General features: G+C 66.4%; 17 protein-coding genes. 10 read left to right on the top strand and 7 right to left on the bottom strand.

From position 1 onward, the window contains the following. Positions 1–132: 132 nt before the first annotated feature. Positions 133–753: a glutathione S-transferase family protein gene (locus ACY3GB_RS19420; protein WP_463090176.1), complete on the top strand. Its 621-nt coding sequence runs from the start codon at positions 133–135 to the stop codon at positions 751–753. A gap of 52 nt (positions 754–805) precedes the next feature. Here the strand turns inward: ACY3GB_RS19420 and ACY3GB_RS19415 are convergent, their stop codons facing one another. Then, positions 806–2,191, bottom strand: coding sequence for a tryptophanase (locus tag ACY3GB_RS19415; RefSeq protein ID WP_463090175.1), 1,386 nt, complete (start codon positions 2,189–2,191; stop codon positions 806–808). A gap of 579 nt (positions 2,192–2,770) precedes the next feature. Here ACY3GB_RS19415 and ACY3GB_RS19410 point away from each other — a divergent pair. The 5 genes from ACY3GB_RS19410 (at position 2,771) to ACY3GB_RS19390 (ending at position 8,020) form a co-directional block, all read left to right on the top strand. After that, positions 2,771–4,144 (top strand): peptide MFS transporter, encoded by a 1,374-nt coding sequence (locus tag ACY3GB_RS19410; RefSeq protein ID WP_463090174.1) that lies wholly within the window; start codon positions 2,771–2,773, stop codon positions 4,142–4,144. Between the two features lie 131 nt (positions 4,145–4,275). Then, on the top strand, positions 4,276–5,745 hold the full coding sequence (locus ACY3GB_RS19405; RefSeq protein ID WP_463090173.1) for an ArnT family glycosyltransferase: 1,470 nt from the start codon (positions 4,276–4,278) through the stop codon (positions 5,743–5,745). 14 nt (positions 5,746–5,759) lie between these two features. Next, positions 5,760–6,767, top strand: a complete 1,008-nt coding sequence (locus ACY3GB_RS19400) for a glycosyltransferase family 2 protein (RefSeq protein ID WP_463090172.1) — start codon at positions 5,760–5,762, stop codon at positions 6,765–6,767. Then, complete coding sequence (locus ACY3GB_RS19395) at positions 6,764–7,153, top strand: GtrA family protein (protein ID WP_463090171.1); 390 nt, start codon at positions 6,764–6,766, stop codon at positions 7,151–7,153. The genes ACY3GB_RS19400 and ACY3GB_RS19395 overlap by 4 nt, the downstream gene beginning before the upstream one ends. A 54-nt stretch (positions 7,154–7,207) precedes the next feature. Beyond that, entirely contained in the window at positions 7,208–8,020 is an 813-nt protein-coding gene (locus ACY3GB_RS19390; protein WP_463090170.1) for a ChbG/HpnK family deacetylase, read from the top strand. 12 nt (positions 8,021–8,032) lie between these two features. On the opposite strand, the gene ACY3GB_RS19385 is transcribed toward ACY3GB_RS19390, so the two are convergent. Then, entirely contained in the window at positions 8,033–8,707 is a 675-nt protein-coding gene (locus ACY3GB_RS19385; protein ID WP_463090169.1) for a TIGR01621 family pseudouridine synthase, read from the bottom strand. 199 nt (positions 8,708–8,906) lie between these two features. Between ACY3GB_RS19385 and ACY3GB_RS19380 the strand changes: the two genes are divergently transcribed. Beyond that, entirely contained in the window at positions 8,907–9,380 is a 474-nt protein-coding gene (locus ACY3GB_RS19380; protein ID WP_463090168.1) for a pilin, read from the top strand. A gap of 27 nt (positions 9,381–9,407) precedes the next feature. Here the strand turns inward: ACY3GB_RS19380 and ACY3GB_RS19375 are convergent, their stop codons facing one another. Further along, positions 9,408–9,884 carry an acyl-CoA thioesterase gene (locus tag ACY3GB_RS19375; protein ID WP_021478145.1) on the bottom strand — a complete coding sequence of 159 codons (477 nt, stop codon included), beginning with the start codon at positions 9,882–9,884 and terminating at the stop codon, positions 9,408–9,410. 96 nt (positions 9,885–9,980) lie between these two features. Between ACY3GB_RS19375 and ACY3GB_RS19370 the strand changes: the two genes are divergently transcribed. Next, positions 9,981–10,691: a putative metalloprotease CJM1_0395 family protein gene (locus tag ACY3GB_RS19370; RefSeq protein WP_463090167.1), complete on the top strand. Its 711-nt coding sequence runs from the start codon at positions 9,981–9,983 to the stop codon at positions 10,689–10,691. 125 nt (positions 10,692–10,816) lie between these two features. Here the strand turns inward: ACY3GB_RS19370 and ACY3GB_RS19365 are convergent, their stop codons facing one another. Next, positions 10,817–13,216 carry a heavy metal translocating P-type ATPase gene (locus ACY3GB_RS19365; RefSeq protein ID WP_463090166.1) on the bottom strand — a complete coding sequence of 800 codons (2,400 nt, stop codon included), beginning with the start codon at positions 13,214–13,216 and terminating at the stop codon, positions 10,817–10,819. An 80-nt stretch (positions 13,217–13,296) separates the two neighbouring features. Here ACY3GB_RS19365 and ACY3GB_RS19360 point away from each other — a divergent pair, with 80 nt between their 5' ends. Then, on the top strand, positions 13,297–13,803 hold the full coding sequence (locus ACY3GB_RS19360) for a Cd(II)/Pb(II)-responsive transcriptional regulator (protein ID WP_463090165.1): 507 nt from the start codon (positions 13,297–13,299) through the stop codon (positions 13,801–13,803). 73 nt (positions 13,804–13,876) lie between these two features. Here the strand turns inward: ACY3GB_RS19360 and ACY3GB_RS19355 are convergent, their stop codons facing one another. Next, positions 13,877–14,560 (bottom strand): LrgB family protein, encoded by a 684-nt coding sequence (locus ACY3GB_RS19355; RefSeq protein WP_463090164.1) that lies wholly within the window; start codon positions 14,558–14,560, stop codon positions 13,877–13,879. Further along, positions 14,550–14,990, bottom strand: coding sequence for a CidA/LrgA family protein (locus ACY3GB_RS19350; RefSeq protein WP_463090162.1), 441 nt, complete (start codon positions 14,988–14,990; stop codon positions 14,550–14,552). Before ACY3GB_RS19350 ends, ACY3GB_RS19355 begins: the two co-directional genes overlap by 11 nt. A gap of 102 nt (positions 14,991–15,092) precedes the next feature. Between ACY3GB_RS19350 and ACY3GB_RS19345 the strand changes: the two genes are divergently transcribed. Then, a complete protein-coding gene (locus ACY3GB_RS19345; RefSeq protein ID WP_463090161.1) occupies positions 15,093–15,983 on the top strand; it encodes a LysR family transcriptional regulator in 891 nt (296 codons plus the stop codon). A gap of 37 nt (positions 15,984–16,020) precedes the next feature. Here the strand turns inward: ACY3GB_RS19345 and rlmB are convergent, their stop codons facing one another. Then, entirely contained in the window at positions 16,021–16,770 is a 750-nt protein-coding gene (gene rlmB / locus ACY3GB_RS19340) for a 23S rRNA (guanosine(2251)-2'-O)-methyltransferase RlmB (protein WP_046157559.1), read from the bottom strand. Positions 16,771–16,905 lie beyond the last annotated feature (135 nt).

Raw genomic sequence — 16,905 nt, 5'->3', positions numbered from 1 at the left:
TCTCCGCCCAGGCGCGCAAACCGCTTGCCCGCCATCCGCAAGGCATTCATCATGCATAGCCTGGCCGGGCGAAAACTGGCGCTCCGCCGTCCATGTCCTTGCCGCAACCACCGTACAGAAAGGCCGAAGATCATGTCGAAAGAGCTTGTCTTCTATACCAACCCGCAATCGCGGGGCAATATCGTGCATTGGATGCTGGAGGAAGTGGGCGCGCCCTACCGCCCGGTGCTGCTGGAATACGGCGCGTCGATGAAGGCGCCGGAGTATCTGGCCATCAATCCGATGGGCAAGGTGCCGGCCATCCGCCATGGCGATCAGGTCGTCACCGAAGGCGCGGCCATCTGCGCCTATCTGGCCGACGCCTTTCCCGAGGCCGGGCTGGCCCCCGCGCCCGCCGAACGCGGCGATTATTATCGCTGGCTGTTTTTCGCCGCCAGCTGCGTGGAACAGGCCTGGACCAACCAGGCGGCCGGCTTCACGCCCACTCAGGAGCAGCAGCGCATGTTCGGCTACGGTTCCTACGAAGCGACGATGAATGCGCTGGCCAAGGCGGTGGCCGGCCGCCGCTACCTCGCTGGAGACCGCTTCAGCGCGGCCGACGTGTATGTCGGCCGCACGATAGGCTATGGCATCGAGTTCGGCAGCATGCGCGGCTGGCCCGAGCTGGTCGCTTACTGGGATGGCCTGAAAAACCGGCCGGCCCTGCTGCGCGCCACCGAACAGGCGGCCCAATGGCAGGCAAGCAAGGCGTAGACGCCTGCCACGCGCGGGAGGCGGACGCCCAGCTTCCTCCCGCCCGCAGGCGCTACGCCGGCCGCAGCCGCGCGGTGAAGTGCCGCAGTATCGGCGGCTCGTAGTCGAAGGCCAGTCCTCTCACCTCGGCCGCGCGCTGTTTCACCTCGATCAGGCAGTCGGCGATGTAGTCCATGTGATCGTTGGTGTACACCCGGCGCGGTATCGTCAGACGCATCAGCTCGAACGGCGATGGTTCCTGCAGGCCGGTCTGCGGGTTGCGGCCCAGCAGCAGCGAACCGATCTCCACCGCCCGGACGCCGCCTTCCAGATACAGCTCGCAAGCCAGCGCGTGCGCGGGAAACTGACCGGCCGGAATGTGCGGCAACAGGCGCGCGGCGTCGACGAAAACGGCATGGCCGCCGGTCGGATACTGGATCGGCACCCCGCCTTCGCGCAGCCGCTCGCCCAGGTAGGCCACCTGGCCGATGCGGTAGTCCAGGAAAGCGTCGTCCAGCCCTTCCCTCAATCCTATCGCCAGCGCCTCCATGTCGCGGCCCGCCAGGCCGCCATAGGTGACGAAACCCTCCATCGGCACGCAGCGTACCTGCACCGCGCGAAACAGCGCCTCGTCGTCCTTGAAGCAGCACAGGCCGCCGATATTGACCAGCCCATCCTTCTTGGCCGACATCGTGAACATGTCGCCGTGGCCGAACATCTCGCGCGCGATGGCCGGCATGGAAGCGCCGGCATAGGCCGGATCGCGCTCGCGGATGAACCAGGCGTTCTCGGCGAAGCGGGCGGCGTCTATCACCACCGGAATGCCGCGCGAACGGGCCATCTCGCTGGCCGCGCGGATATTGGCCATCGACACCGGCTGGCCGCCGGCGCTGTTGCAGGTGATGGTGACGATGACGGCGGCGACGTTGTCGCCCTCGGCCGCGATGATCTCGCCCAGCCGCGCCAGATCGAAGTCCCCCTTCCAGTCGTACGCCGTGCCGGTGTCCAGCGCTTGCGGCGTCAGCACGTTCACGGCGCGGGCGCCGGCCAGCTCGACATGGGCCTTGGTGGTGTCGAAATGGTAGTTGGACAGGAACACCGGCCGCGCGCCCCGGCAACGCTTCACCAGTTCCGGAAACAGGATCTGCTCCGCGCCGCGTCCCTGGTGGGTGGGGATGGTGTGCGCGTAGCCGAACAGCTCCCGCACCGTGTCGGCCAGGCGCAGGAAATTGCGGCTGCCGGCATAGGCCTCGTCGCCCATCATCAGGCCGGCCCATTGGCGATCTGACATCGCGCCGGTGCCGCTGTCGGTCAGCAGATCGATATAGACATCCTCGGCTTTCAACAGGAAGGGATTCCAGCCGGCGTCGGCCAGCGCCCGGCGACGCTCTGACGGCGTGGTTTGCCGTATCGGCTCCACCATCTTGATGCGAAAAGGTTCGGGAATGCGTCGTGCCATGGTCTTCTCCTCGGCGCGGCCGCGCCGTCCGCGAAAAAGCGGACAAGGCGGCGGCGGGCCGTCATGCGGTCGAAACAAATAGGGAATGTTTGCCGGAGGAGATCAGGCGCGCGGAAAGTCGAACGTCAGGATGATGTCGACGGTGTACCAGTTGGGGCGCAGGCCGTTGAGATGAGTCAGCGCCTGGCCAGCATGGGGTTCGATGTTCATCGCCACACCTTGAGGCAGTTGCACGGTCGCCCGGACGCGGGCGCAACCTCAAGATAGGCCAAAATTGTCAGACTGCACAACAATCAAGATCTAACAGGAATCATCATGATATTGACTTGCATACAATAAACAATAACCACTATGCAATAAACTCATAAAACTTAGAGTATTGGCTCGCAAAAAATCATCAATAAAGAAAAGCATTTGCTCTATTTATTACAACGTAATTGATATGGCTTCAAAAAAATTTTCACATCTCAACATTTAATCGATATGATCTTGCGCTGCCTACAAAATCCAAGGCGTGCATAAAAAACAAAAAACACCGCTCGTTGCTGGTGATATCTCAAGTCACTCGAAGGAACCCTTATGTCTACACAATCGCATCCCAAGGGGCTTTATCTGCTCTTTGTGACGGAGATGTGGGAGCGCTTCAGCTACTACGGCATGCGCGCCATCTTCACGCTGTACATGATCAAGGCGCTGCTGTTCGACAAGGCCCATGCTTCGGACATCTATGGCACCTATACCGGCCTGGTCTATTTCACCCCGCTGATCGGCGGCTACATCGCCGACCGCTACTGGGGCAACCGCCGCTCCATCCTGGCAGGCGGCGTGCTGATGGCCATCGGCCAATTCATGCTGTTCTTCTCCGGATCGCTGCATGACACCAACGTCGCCGCCGCTTCCTGGCTGCTGTATGGCGGCCTGGGCATGCTGATCGCCGGCAACGGCCTGTTCAAACCGAACATCTCGTCGATGGTGGGCCAGCTGTACGCCCCGGGCGACAAGCGCGTGGACTCCGCCTTCACCATCTTCTACATGGGCATCAACACCGGCTCGCTGATCGCGCCGCTGGTCTGCGGCACCCTGGGCGACACCGGCAATCCGGGCGACTTCAAATGGGGCTTCATGGCCGCCGGCTTCGGCATGCTGCTGTCCCTGGTCGTGTTCACCCTGTTCAAGAACAAATATCTGGTGACGCCGGAAGGCAAGCCGATCGGCCTGGCGCCCAAGCGCCATCACGACAGCGGCGAGAAAGTGGTGCACGCGCCGCTGACCGGCATCGAGAAGCAGCGCCTGGCGGTGATCCTGATCGTGTCCGCCTTCGTGATCTTCTTCTGGTCCGCCTTCGAGCAGGCCGGCGCCTCGCTGACCTTCTTCGCCGAAGAGCAGACCAACCGCAACCTGTTGGGCTTCACCGTGCCCGCGTCTTACTTCCAGTCGCTGAACCCGGTGTCGGTGGTGCTGTTCGCGCCGGTCTTCGCCTGGATCTGGACCAAGCTCGGCGCCCGGGGCCTGGAGCCGTCGTCGCCGGCCAAGATGGCCTTGGGCCTGTTCTTCCTCGCGCTCGGCTACCTGGTGATCGCCTTCGGCGTCGACGGCCTGGCACCCGGCGTCAAGGTCAGCATGCTGTGGCTGGTCAGCCTGTACGTGCTGCACACCTTCGGCGAACTGAGCCTGTCGCCGATCGGCCTGTCGTTGGTGGTGAAACTGTCCCCCGCCCGCTTCACCAGCCTGATGATGGGCATCTGGTTCCTGTCCAACGCCGCCGCCAACAAGTTCGCCGGCACGCTGTCGGAACTGTATCCGGACCCGGCCAAGCCGGTGCCGCACTTCCTCGGCTACGCGGTCACCAATCTGCACGATTTCTTCATGCTGTTCGTGATGATGGCCGGCGCCAGCTCGCTGGTGCTGTTCGGGCTGTCCACCGTGCTGAAGAAGATGATGCACGGCCGCTGATCCGCCGCTTGCCTCATCCAAGCCAACGCCGCCTCCGGGCGGCGTTTTCGCTGGCGGAACGGCAGACGCGGCTCCCGGTCTGTGATAGCCTTGCGCCGATCCTCTACCCCGTTTTGAAAACACGTTTACGGATGAATACCGCTGCAACTTCTTCCTGGCGGAAGGCGGCCGGCTACGCCTTGCTGGCGCTGCTGGCGATCCGCCTGCTGGCGATGTGGGCGATCCCGCTCACCGACACCACCGAGGCGCGCTACGCCGAGATCGCCCGCAAGATGCTGGAAACCGGCAACTGGGTGACGCCGCTGCACGACTACGGCGTGCCGTTCTGGGCCAAGCCGCCGCTGTCCACCTGGCTGTCCGCGGCCAGCATGGGCCTGTTCGGCGTCAATGAATTCGCCGCCCGCCTGCCGGCGCTGCTGCTGGCCATCGGCGTGCTGTGGCTGACGGCCGACCTGATGCGGCGACGCGCCGGACGCGACGCGGCGATGGCCGCCGCGCTGATGCTGGCCGGCGGCCTGCTGTTCTACGGCGCGGCCGGCACGGTGATGACCGACCCGTCGCTGATGTTCTGCGTGACGCTGAGCCAGGTGGCTTTCTGGCACGCGATGAACGGCGGCGGCCGCGTCTGGCGCTACGCCTTTTTCGCCGGCCTGGGCCTGGGCCTGTTGGCCAAGGGTCCGCTGGCCGTGGTGCTGGTGGGCATGCCGATCTTCTTCTGGGTGCTGATCCGCAATCAATGGCAAGCGCTGTGGCGCGAGCTGCCGTGGATCTCCGGCACGCTCTTGGCCGCGGCCATCGCCCTGCCTTGGTACGCGTGGGCCGAAATCCGCACGCCGGGCTTCCTCAACTATTTCATCATGGGCGAGCACGTCAGCCGCTTCCTCGACTCCGGCTGGAAGGGCGACAAATACGGCTTCGCCCACGCCACGCCGCGCGGCATGATCTGGCCGTACGCCTTGGGCGCGCTGTTCCCGTGGTCCATCGCCATGCTGGCCTGGCTGGCCTGCCGCGCGCGCCGGCTGCCGGCCATCGTCCGCGCCGGCGAAAACGACGGCTGGCTGCTCTACGTTTCGCTGTGGACGGTGATGACGCTGCTGTTCTTCACGATGTCCGGCAACATCATCTTCCCGTACTCGCTGCCGATGCTGCCCGGCGCGGCGCTGCTGATGGCCGAGCTGTGGCATCGCGGCCGGCATGAGCGATCCGGCCGCGCGCTGCCGTGGCTGGCGCTGTCCTCCGGCTCGCTGGTGCTGGCCGCCATCGGCCTGCAATGGCATGACGGCGCCCGCTACTTCCGCACCCAGAAGCCGGTGATCGCGGCTTGGCTCGAACATCAGCCGGCGCAGCAGGCCAGGCTGTTCTACTGGGACAGCCGCCGCGAGTTCTCGGCCGAGTTCTACAGCCAGGGCAAGGTGCGCACCACCGCCGACGCCCACGCGCTGGCCCCGCAGCTTGCCGCGCATCCGGGCAGCTGGATCGTCACCGAGCAGCGCGACCTGGCCAGCCTGCCTCCGGCCATCGCCGCGGGCTACGTCAAGGCCGGGGAGTTCCCGGTGATGAAGGACAGAATGCTGCTGCTGAAACCGGCCGCGGCCCAGTGAAAGCGCAAACCGCCATGACCGACGCACGCAATTTCGTTCCTCCCTATCTGCTGGAGCTGCACGCCGCCGAGCGCCCGGCCGACCCGCTGGTCAGCTGCCTGATCCCGGCCTACAACGAGTCGGACAATATCGCGCCGATGCTGGAAACCCTGCACCGGCTGCTGTCCGAGCACGGCTATCGCCACGAGCTGGTGGTGGTGGACGACGGCAGCCGCGACGACACCGTGCCCAAGGCGCTGGAAGCCGCCAAGCGCCTGCCGGTGACGGTGATTCAGCTGTCGCGCAACTTCGGCAAGGAAATCGCGCTGACCGCCGGCATCGACAATATCAGCGGCGACGTCGCCGTGCTGATAGACGGCGACTTCCAGCACCCGCCGGAAATGGTGCCGGTGTTCCTCGCCAAATGGCGCGAAGGCTACGACATGGTCTACAGCGTGCGCGCCAACCGCGACAACGAAACGCTGGCCAAGCGCGCGTTCACCCGCGTGTTCTACGCGCTGCTCAACACCGGCGCGCCGTTGAAGATTCCGGAAAACACCCAGGATTTCCGCGTGCTGGACAAGAGCATCCTGGAAGCGCTCAGGCGGATGCCGGAGCGCAACCGCTTCATGAAGGGCCTGTACAACTGGGTCGGCTTCACCCAGCTGGCGATGGAAACCCAAACCCAGGAGCGCCGCGCCGGCAAAAGCAGCTTCAACTTCCGCAGCCTGCTGGGCCTCGGCCTGACCGGCCTCACCGCCTTCTCCAATATGCCGCTGCGGATCTGGACGCTGGTCGGCTTCGCGATCTCGCTGCTGTCGATCGGCTACGCGATCTGGGAGCTGGTGCACACGCTGCTGTTCGGCAACCCGGTCAGCGGCTGGCCGACGCTGGCGGTCGCCGTCACCTTCCTAGGCGGCGTGCAGCTGCTGTCGATCGGCATACTCGGCGAATACGTCGGCCGCATCTTCAACGAGGTCAAGGGCCGGCCCACCTATTTGATCAGCCGCATCGCCAAGCGCAGGGACGGGCAGGACGCATGAAGAAGCAGCTGTTCTGGTTCGGCGTCGTCGGCGTGTCGGCGATGCTGCTGCACTTCGCGCTGGTGACGCTGGCCCTGGTGCCGCTGGGCGTGCCGCCGCTCGTCGCCAATGTCCTGGGCTTCCTCGGCGCTTTCCAGCTCAGCTACTGGGGCCACCGCCGCTTCACCTTCGATGCCGGCCACGTGCCGCACCGCCAGGCGCTGCCGCGCTTCTTCGGCGTGTCCTGCCTGAGCTTCTGCGTCAACGAGGCCATGTATTTCGCGCTGCTGCGCCTCACGCCGCTGGATTACCGCGTCTCGCTGGCCATCGTGCTGTTCGCGGTGGCGGCGCTCACTTTCCTGCTCGGCAAGCTGTGGGCCTTCGCCTCCGCGCCGCAAACAAATTAACGTTGTCGCGATGACGACGGAAAACTTTTGGAATCGACGACAGTCCTACCGCGCATGACGAAACGATTGACACTCTGCGCCGATGACTTCGCCCAGTCCGGCAGCATCAGCGCCGGCATCCTGCAATTGATCGATGCCGGCCGCCTGTCCGCCACCAGCGTGCTCAGCCAGTCCCCGCGCTGGCCGGAGCTGGCCGGCGAACTGAAGGCGCGGGCGGAGCGGGTCGACGTCGGCCTGCATTTCAACCTCACCCATCCGTTCGACGCGCCGGTCAAGCCGCTGTCGCACTGGCTGATGAAGAGCCAGCTGCGCCAGCTGTCGCTGGCAACGCTGCGCGACGCGGCGCTGGCGCAGATCGACCGTTTCGCCGACCACTTCGGCCGGCTGCCTGACTTCGTCGACGGCCATCAGCACGTGCACGCGCTGCCGGTGATACGCGACGCGCTGTTCGACGCCATTCTGCGGCGCTGGCAGCAGAATCCGCTGCCCTACCTGCGCTCGCCGGACCGCCTTGGCCACCCGGGCGACAACCGGCTGAAGGCGCTGGTGCTGCGCAGCGTGTGCACCAATTTCGACGAACAAGCGCGCGAGCGCGGCTTCGCCACCTCGCCCTGGTTCGGCGGCATGTATTCGCTGAGCCCGCAGGCCGACTTCCCCGGTCTGATGCAGGCCTGGCTGGCCAAGCTCCCGGACCGGGCGCTGATCATGTGCCACCCGGGCCTGCCCGCCGCCGACGCCTCCGACCCCATCGCCGCCAGCCGCGGCCGCGAATTCGACTACCTGGCCGGCGGCGCCTTCGCCGAACTGTGCCTGAAGCACCGGATCAGCATCGCCCGCTTCCAGCCCGAGCCCGCCGTCGCCGCTTAAAGGGCTGAACGCTCAGGCGCCCGGCCAGGGTTGCCGCCAGGGCTCGCCCAGTTCCTCAAGCCTGGCGCGGCAAGACGCCCCGGCGAATTTCTCGCCCGCAGTCGGTGGGCAGACGAAGGCGAAACGTTCGCCGTCCAGCTCGAAACGCAGCGCGTAGGCATGCAGGTAGCCGCGGTCGGCCGCGCTGCCGCCGTACAGCGCGTCGCCCAGTATCGGCGCGCCCTGCGACTTCATCGCCACCCGCAGCTGATGCGTCTTGCCGGTGCGCGGCCGCAATAGAAACAGCCTCAGCCCCGGCTCCAGCGAAAAACTGAAAAACTGCGTGACGGCCGGATTCTCCCTGCCCTCCGTCAAGCGCCAGGCGCCGCCGCGTCCCTTGGCCATGTCACCCGCCACCCGGCCCTGCTTTTTCAGCGGCTTGCGGTCCGATAAAGCCAGGTAATACTTCTCCATCTCCCGCCCGGCCAACGCCTCGCCCAGCGCGCGCGCGGCCTCCGCCGAGCGCGCCACCAGAATCAGGCCGGACGTGATGCGGTCCAGGCGGTGCACCGGCCACAAGGCGGCGTCTCCCAAGCCCTCGCGCAGGGCGTCCATCAGCCCGGGCTGGCCGTCTTCGCGGTGGAAACCGACGCCGGGATGCTTGTCGACGAGATAGAAGCGGGGATCTTGATGAATCAGGGTGTACATGGCGGTTCCGGCTGCGGATCAGCCGCCGATTGTAGAGCAGGCGCCGCGCCGGCGACAGCAGCGGGCGAAACATGACAAATGACAATAAAATGCCAATTATGCCTTGAGCATGGAAAGGCCAAATTGATAGCCTTACCCGCGACGCGGCATGCTGCCGAAACCGACCGCGCCCCTTCGCCAAAACAGAAAGGACTTTTCCGTGAAACACGCCGCACAGCAGGGATTCACGCTGATCGAATTGATGATAGTCGTCGTCGTGCTCGGCATTCTCGCCGCCATCGCCATTCCCCAGTACCAGAATTACACCGCGCGCACCAAGGCGGTCGCCGCGCTGGCCGAGCTATCGCCCGCTCGCACCGCTTACGAGATTCACCTCAACGACGGTAAAACCATCCTGAGCGCCGGCTCGACCGACGCGATACTCAGCCCGATTGGCCTGCGCGACGAGCCTAGCAATCACAGCGACATGAGCACGCTGGGCGACTCTCTGGCCACCGCCGGCATCCAGTGCGACATCGAACATGCGCCGGCCGCCTTGAAAAAGAACCTGGCGCAAGAGGTAAAGCCCTTCGTGCGGCTGGTCCGCGGCGAAAAAGCCGACTGGCAGTGCAAAACCAATATCAGCGAGGTAGAGCTGCGCCCGGCCGGCTGCAAATCGCCGGACGAAATCTAACAAGCCCCCAAACCATCATGGATGCCGTCACTGCGACTTTTTCTTGGCATCCATCTCTATCCGCAACTGCTTGCGCATTTCGGCGGCGCGAAAGCGCTGCCGCTGCTCCTCGGTCTCCAGCACCAGGGTCGGCACCGCCATCGGCTTGCCGTCCTGATAGGCCACCATGGTGAAATAGCAGCTGTTGGTGTGGCGCTGGCTGCGCTGCTGGATGTTTTCCGCCACCACCTTGATGCCCACCTCCATCGAGGTGCGGCCGACGTGGTTGACGCTGGCCAGGAAGGTCACCAGCTCGCCGACGTGTATCGGCTGCTTGAACAGCACCTGGTCCACCGACAACGTCACCACGTAACAGCCGGCATAGCGGCTGGCGCAGGCATAGGCCACCTGGTCCAGCAACTTCAGCAGCACGCCGCCGTGCACATTGCCGGAAAAATTGGCCATGTCCGGCGTCATCAGCACCGACATCACCAGCTCTCTTTGCCCCTGGGCCTCTTCGCTCATCGTCTGCTCCCGCATGTGTACAAGCGGACATTCTGCCACGCTGATTGGAATAGCGGGCAGGCGCTTCTATACTGAATGGACAGAGGAACGCGTTTCATGTCCATTTCCAGTGTAGCCGGCGGCTCTTCCAGCTACGGATTCAGCATGCATGGCGCCAATTGCCAGTGCCCCGCCTGCCAAGCCTTGCGCTCGCAGGCTGCGCCCGTTTCCGGCTCCTCTTCCTCTCAGCCGCAAACCGCCAACGCCGCGCCTCCCGCGTCGGCCGGCGACCAAACCGGCAACGATGCCTCCCGCCAGAATGGCTCCGGCAACGCGCAAGCCTCTCAGCGGACCGATGCCGCCGCGCCCAAAGGGCCCGATGGCAAGCCATTGAACGACGCACAGCAGAAGGAAGTGGAAGACCTGAGATCGCGCGACATCGACGTTCGCCGCCATGAGGCAGCGCACCAGGCCGCCGGCGGCGCGCTGGCCGGCGCGGCCAGCTTCACCTATCAACAAGGGCCGGACGGCAAACAGTACGCGATAGGCGGCGAAGTGCCGATCCGCCTGAGCCAGGGCAGCACGCCGCAGGAAACCATACAGAACGCCCAGGCGGTGCGCGCCGCCGCGCTGGCGCCGTCCGACCCGTCCGGCCAGGACCGCGCGGTGGCGGCCGAAGCCTCGCAGATGGAGCAACAGGCTCGAGCGCAGCAGTTTCAGCAACAGCACGGCAATCAGAATCTCAGCCCGCTGCAAAAGATGCAGCAAGCCGCCGCCCCGGCCGCCAGCCAACAGGCCAAGGGCGGCAATATCGACACCTACGCCTAGGGCCTGCTCAAAGTCTTTTGCCGAACTTCGCAACGCCATCCTGAAGACTGAATGCAAAGCGAAAGGCGCAGGCCTTGGTCGTTCCAAGGCCTACGCCCGATGCCGATCAAAAGCTTGATCAGACCTTAAACCCGCCGCGCCAGCCGCAAGCCGTTGGCGATCACGATCAGGCTGGTACCGACGTCGGCGAACACCGCCATCCACAGGCTGGCCACGCCGGCCAGCGCCAGGCCGAAGAACGCCAGCTTGATGCCCAGCGCGATCGCGATGTTCACCTTGAGCACCGCCGCGGTGCGGCGGGCGTGGGCGAGCAGGTCGGCCAGCCGCGACAGCTTGTCGTCCATCAGCGCCACCCCGGCGGTCTCCAGCGCGCTGTCCGATCCGGCGGCGCCCATCGCCACGCCCAGGTCGGCGCGGGCCAGCGCCGGCGCGTCGTTAACGCCGTCGCCCACCATCGCCACCTTGCCGCTGGCCTGCAATTGCTCGATGAAGCGCAGCTTGTCCTGCGGCAGCAGGCCGCCGTGGGCGGCGGAGACGCCGGTCTGCGCCGCCACCGCGGCCGCCACCTGCGGGCTGTCGCCGCTGAGCATCACCGCGCGCACGCCCATCTCGCCCAGCCGGGCGATGGTGGCCGCGGCTTCCGGCCGTACCTGGTCGGCGACCGCCAGCACGCCCAGCGCCCGCTCGCCGTCCAGCAGCACCAGCGCGCCCTCGCCCGCCTCCGCCATCCGGCTCAGCTCGGCGGCCAGCGCCGGCGTCAGCGCGCCCTGCTCTTCCGCCAGCCGGCGGCTGCCCAGCTGCAGCGCGCGGCCGTCCACCCGGCCGCGCACGCCGCGGCCCACCAATTCGCTGACCTGTTCGGCCGCCGGGACGGCGATGCCGCGCCGCGCGGCCTCGTCCAGCACCGCCCTGGCCAGCGGGTGGGTGGAGTGGCTGTCCAGCGCGGCGGCCATCGCCAGCACGGTCGATTCCTCGCCGCCGCCCAGCGCCACCACGCGGGTGACCCGCGGCTCGCCCAGCGTCAGCGTGCCGGTCTTGTCCAGGCAGACGGTGTCGATGCGGGCCGCCATCTCCAGCGGCGCGCCGCCCTTGACCAGCAGGCCGTGGCGCGCGGCCGAGGCCAGCGCGCTGACCACGGTCACCGGCGTGGCGATCACCAGCGCGCACGGGCAGGCGATCACCAGCATCACCAGCGCGCTGTAGATCGCCTGGTGCCAGGCCATCAGGCCCAGCAAGGGCGCGGCGACGGCGAAAGCCATGGCCAGAACCAGCACCACCGGGGTGTAGACCCCAGCGAAGCGGTCGATGAAGCGCTGCGTCGGCGCCTTGGACGCCTGCGCGTCGCGCACGGTGGCGATGATGCGCGCCAGCACCGAGCCGGACGCCGGCGCCGTGGTCTCGATCTCCACCACGCCGCTGCCGTTGATGCTGCCGGCGAACACCGCGTCCTGCGGCCCCTTGTCGACCGGCAGGCTCTCGCCGGTGATGCTGGCCTCATTGAAGCTGCTGTGGCCGTCGGCGATGCGGCCGTCCAGCGGCACGCGCTCGCCGGGACGCACCCGCACCCGGCTGCCCACCGCCACCTCGGCAGCCTGCGCCTCGCGCCAGCCGGCGCCGTCGGCCACCCAGGCGGTTTCCGGCGCCAGCGCCATCAGCGCGCGCACCGCCTCGCCGGCTCTGGCCAGCGACATCGCCTCCAGCCGCTCGGCGATGGCGAACAGGAACAGCACCATCGCCGCCTCCGGCCACTGGCCGATCAGCATCGCGCCGATCACGGCGACCGACATCAGGAAATGGATGTTCAGCGTGCGGGTGGACAGCGCGATCCACCCCTTCTTCAACGTGGGAATGCCGCCCAGCAGGATGGAGGCCAGCGCCAGCGCCGCCACTTCCAGCCGGCCGTCGCCCAGGCTCCAGGCGATGCCCTCGGACGCGGCGGCGGCCAGGCCGGACGCCGCCAGCAGCAGGTTGGCGCGGCGGCCATGGCCCTGAGGCGCGGACACCTTGGCGTCGGCGTCCAGCTCCCGCGCCTGCATGCCCACCTTGGCGATGGCGCTTTTCACGCCGTCCAGATGCGGCAGGTCGTGGCGCAGCAGCAACACCCGTTCGATGAAATTGAATTCCAGCGCCACCACGCCGCTCATCCCGCCCAGCGCCTTTTCGATCAGCCTGGCCTCGGTCGGGCAATCCATCGCCTGGATCTGCAGCCGCGACTGCTTCGCGCCCTTGCCCTCGCCCAGTTGCACCCGGGACGGCCCGGCATGCTCGTGATCATGCGCGTGGCCGCAGCCAGCGCCGTGCCGGTGCTGATGCTGATGCTGGTGATCGTGCTGATGATGGTCGTGGCCGTGCTTGTCGCCCGGCTTGTGCTCGCGGCCGCAGCCGCCATGGGCATGCGGGTGCGGGTCCGCGCCCTTCAGCGCCAGCGCCGCCTCGGCCTTGGCCGAACAGCAATCGCCGCCGCGGGCGTGTTGATGGCTTTGATGCGGCGGTACGACCTTGCGGTAACGCGTCACGCTTGACATATGCACCTCCATTGGTAGTCTGGGCACATTGCACACCCTGTAGTCACTACAGGGTCAAGCGTTTCTTTCGGGAGAGCGTCATGTTGATCGGAGAACTGGCCCGCCAGACCGGCTGCGAGGTGGAAACCATCCGTTATTACGAGCGCGAAGGCCTGCTGTCCGCGCCGCAACGCTCAAGCTCCGGCTACCGCCGCTATACCGCGGAACAGCTGGGCGAGCTGAACTTCATCCTGCACTGCCGCTCGCTGGGCATGTCGCTGGCCGACATCCGCAACCTGGCCGCGTTCAAAGCCGACCACGATCACGACTGCGAGGACATCAATCTGCTGATCGACCAGCAGATCGCCAAGGTGCACCAGCAAGTGGAGGCGCTGCGGCTGCTGGAGCAGCAATTGCTGGCCTTGCGCGACAAATGCCACGACAGCCGCGCGGCGGCCGATTGCGGCATCCTGCAGACGCTGGTGGAGGCGGCCGAGGGCGCGCCCTGCGTCTGCCACACACCGTTCGGCCAGGACAATCACGGCCACAGCCAGGATTACGACCACGCAGCCAAAAAAAATGGCCGATCCAACAAGGATCGGCCCTAAATCAACGCTCGTTTGGGGAAGAGGAGAAACCCACTGACCACCACCCCACGGCAGCCAGGTCACAACAAAATCGTTACAGCCAGTGGCTGATCAAGGGCGCGGCGAACACTGTCGCCACCCCGGCCAGCATCATCGTCAGGCTGGCCACCACGCCTTCTTCGGCGCCTAACTCGCTCGCCTTCGCAGTGCCGGCCGCATGGGCCGCCGCGCCGAACAGCGCGCCGCGCGCCAGCTTGGAGCGGATCGGCAGCAGCGCCAGCATCAATTGGCCCAGCATCATGCCGCATACGCCGGTCACCACCACGAACAGCGCGGTCAGGTCGGCCGAGCCGCCCAGCGTCTGCGCCGCGGCCAGCGCGAACGGCGTGCTGATCGATCGGGGCGCCAGGCTTTTCTGCATCAAGTCCGGCAGATCCAGCCAGCGCGCCAGCATCACCGAACTGGCCACCGCCACCGGAATCGCGGCCAATACGCCGCAGCCCAATGACAGCCAATGCCTGCGGATCAGCGCCCGGTACTCGTAGATCGGCACCGCGAACGCCACCGTCGCCGGCCCCAACAGCCAGGTCAGCCAACGCGTATCGGCGAAGTAGGTCTGGTACGGCACCCGCGCCAACACCACCAGGCCGATGATCAGCAGCGGCACCGCCAGTATCGGCGTGCTCCACCAGCTGCGCGTCTTCAGGTAATACTTCTTGACCACCCAGTACAACACCACGGTGAGTACGAAGGAGATCAACGCAATCTCATGCTCCATGGACTTCAGCCCTCATCTGCGCCTTGCGGTTGCTGCCGCGGCGGCGCAGCCGGATTTCCAGCCGGTAGCAGCGATCCACGACCAGCGCGGTCGCCGCCATCACCAGCGCGGTGGAGGCGACGATCACCAGCAACAGGCGGACGCCGGCGGACAGGATCACTTCCGGGTACTGCACCACCGCCACCACGGCCGGGATGAAGAACAGCAGCATCTCGGCCAGCAGCCAGCGCGCGCCCTGGCGGAACCAATCCACCGGCAGCAGGCCTGACCACAGCCCGGCCAGCACCAGCAGCATGCCCAGCACGCCGGCCGGCACCGCCGGCAGGAAACGATGGCTCAGCTGGCTGGCCGCCATCCACACCAGGCTCAGCAGCAGAACCTGGAAAAAGGTTTGCAGCGGTTGCGACAGGCGGTGGAACAGGCGGGCCATGCTTGGCTTCCATCAACTTAGGAGTTGAGCAGAGTATAGCCAGCCGGCATGCATTCTAAAAATGAATTAAAATTATCAAGACGATTCCAGCAAGGAATGCAAATGGACATCCGCGCGTTACGCTATTTCGTGGAACTGGTGAAATGCCAGAGCTTCACCCGCGCCGCCGACGCGCTGTTCGTCACCCAGCCGACGATCAGCAAGATGGTGAAGCAGCTGGAGGAAGAGCTCGACATGCCGCTGATCCTGCGCGAGGGCCGCAGCTTCCGCCTGACCGACGCCGGCCGCGTCACCTACGAGCGCGGCCTGGACGTGCTGTCGGCGATGAACCAGCTCAAGCACGAGCTGGCCGACCTGGCCTCGCTCAGCCACGGCGAACTGGTGGTGGGGCTGCCGCCCATGGTGGGCGTCGCCTTCTTCGCCCCGGTGGTCAGCCGCTACCGCCGCCGCTATCCGCAGATCGAGCTGAAGATGGTGGAGGACGGCGCGCTGGCGATCGAGAACCGCATCAAGAGCGGCGAGCTGGAGATAGGCGTGGCGGTGCTGCCGGTGGACAGCCAGCTGTTCGAGCACTACTCGGTGGTGCGCGACCCGCTGTGCCTGGTGGCGCCGGCCGGCTCGCGCTGGCGCGACAAATCGCTGGTGCGGCTGGCCGACATCGCCGACCAGCCGCTGGTGCTGTATCCGGACGACTTCACCCTCAGCCGCCGCGTCGGCGACGCCTTCCGCGAGCTGGGCAAAACGCCCAACATCGTCGGCCGCAGCGCGCACTGGGACTTCATCGTCGAGCTGGTGGCCGCCAACCTGGGCGTCACCCTGCTGCCGCGCAGCATCGTAGAGCGGCTGGACCGCCAGCTGTTCGACGTGGTGCCGCTATACGACAACAAGCTGTACTGGCACCTGGCGCTGATCTGGCAGCGCGGCGGCTATCTGTCCCACGCCGCCCGCGCCTGGCTGGCGCTGACGCGGGAGACGCTGGGCGGGCAGGATTGAAAAAGGCCGCTGGCGCGGCCTTTTCTGCGAGGGGCGATCAGCCCTGCGTCTTCAGCACCCGCTGGCGGCGGCTTTCCGACAGCACCATGCCGGACGACACCGACACGTTGAGGCTTTCCACGCTGCCGAACATCGGGATGGACACCAGCACGTCGCAGTGCTCGCGCGTCAGGCGGCGCATGCCCTCGCCCTCGGCGCCCATCACCCAGGCCAGCGGGCCGGAGGCGTCGAAGTGGTAAAGGTCGGTATCGGCTTCCATCGTGGTGCCGGCGATCCACACCCCCGCGTCCTTCAGGTCGCGCAGCGTGCGCGCCAGATTGGTGACGGTGATGTAGGGCACCACCTCGGCCGCGCCGCAGGCCACCTTGGACACGGTGGCGTTCAGCGTGGCGGAGCGGTCCTTGGGGGCGATGACGGCGTGCGCGCCCATCGCGTCGGCGACGCGCAGGCAGGCCCCCAGGTTGTGCGGATCGGTAACGCCGTCCAGGATCAGCAAGAGCGGCGGCTCGGACAGGTTTTCCAGCACGTCGTCCAGGTCCACGTAGTTCATGCTGGCGTCTATCATCGCCACCACGCCCTGGTGGCGGGCGTTGCCGCTCATGCTGTCCAGACGCTCCTTGTCGACGATGTGCAGCTTGACGTTCTCCGCGCCGGCCTTGTCCAGCACCGCCTTGGCGCGGGCGTCGTGGCGGCCGCCGGCCAGCCAGATTTCCAGCAGGCTTTTCGGGTTCTGCCACAGGCGGGCGTTGATGGCGTGGAAGCCGTGGATCAGGCGTTTGTTGCTCATGGCGGGGAGGTCTCGAATTCTCAATTCCCGCCATTGTAGCCGCAAGCCGTCCACCGGCCCAGCCTCGGCGCGCGTCGGCTAGGCCGGCTCGGCCTCGCGCCGCCAGCCGGCGGCGAGCTTGGCGAACGCGTCCGC

Source organism: Chromobacterium sp. Ag138, from assembly GCF_055181315.1.
Note: the sequence above shows the minus strand (reverse complement) of the source record. Positions and strands in the feature narration are given on the sequence as shown.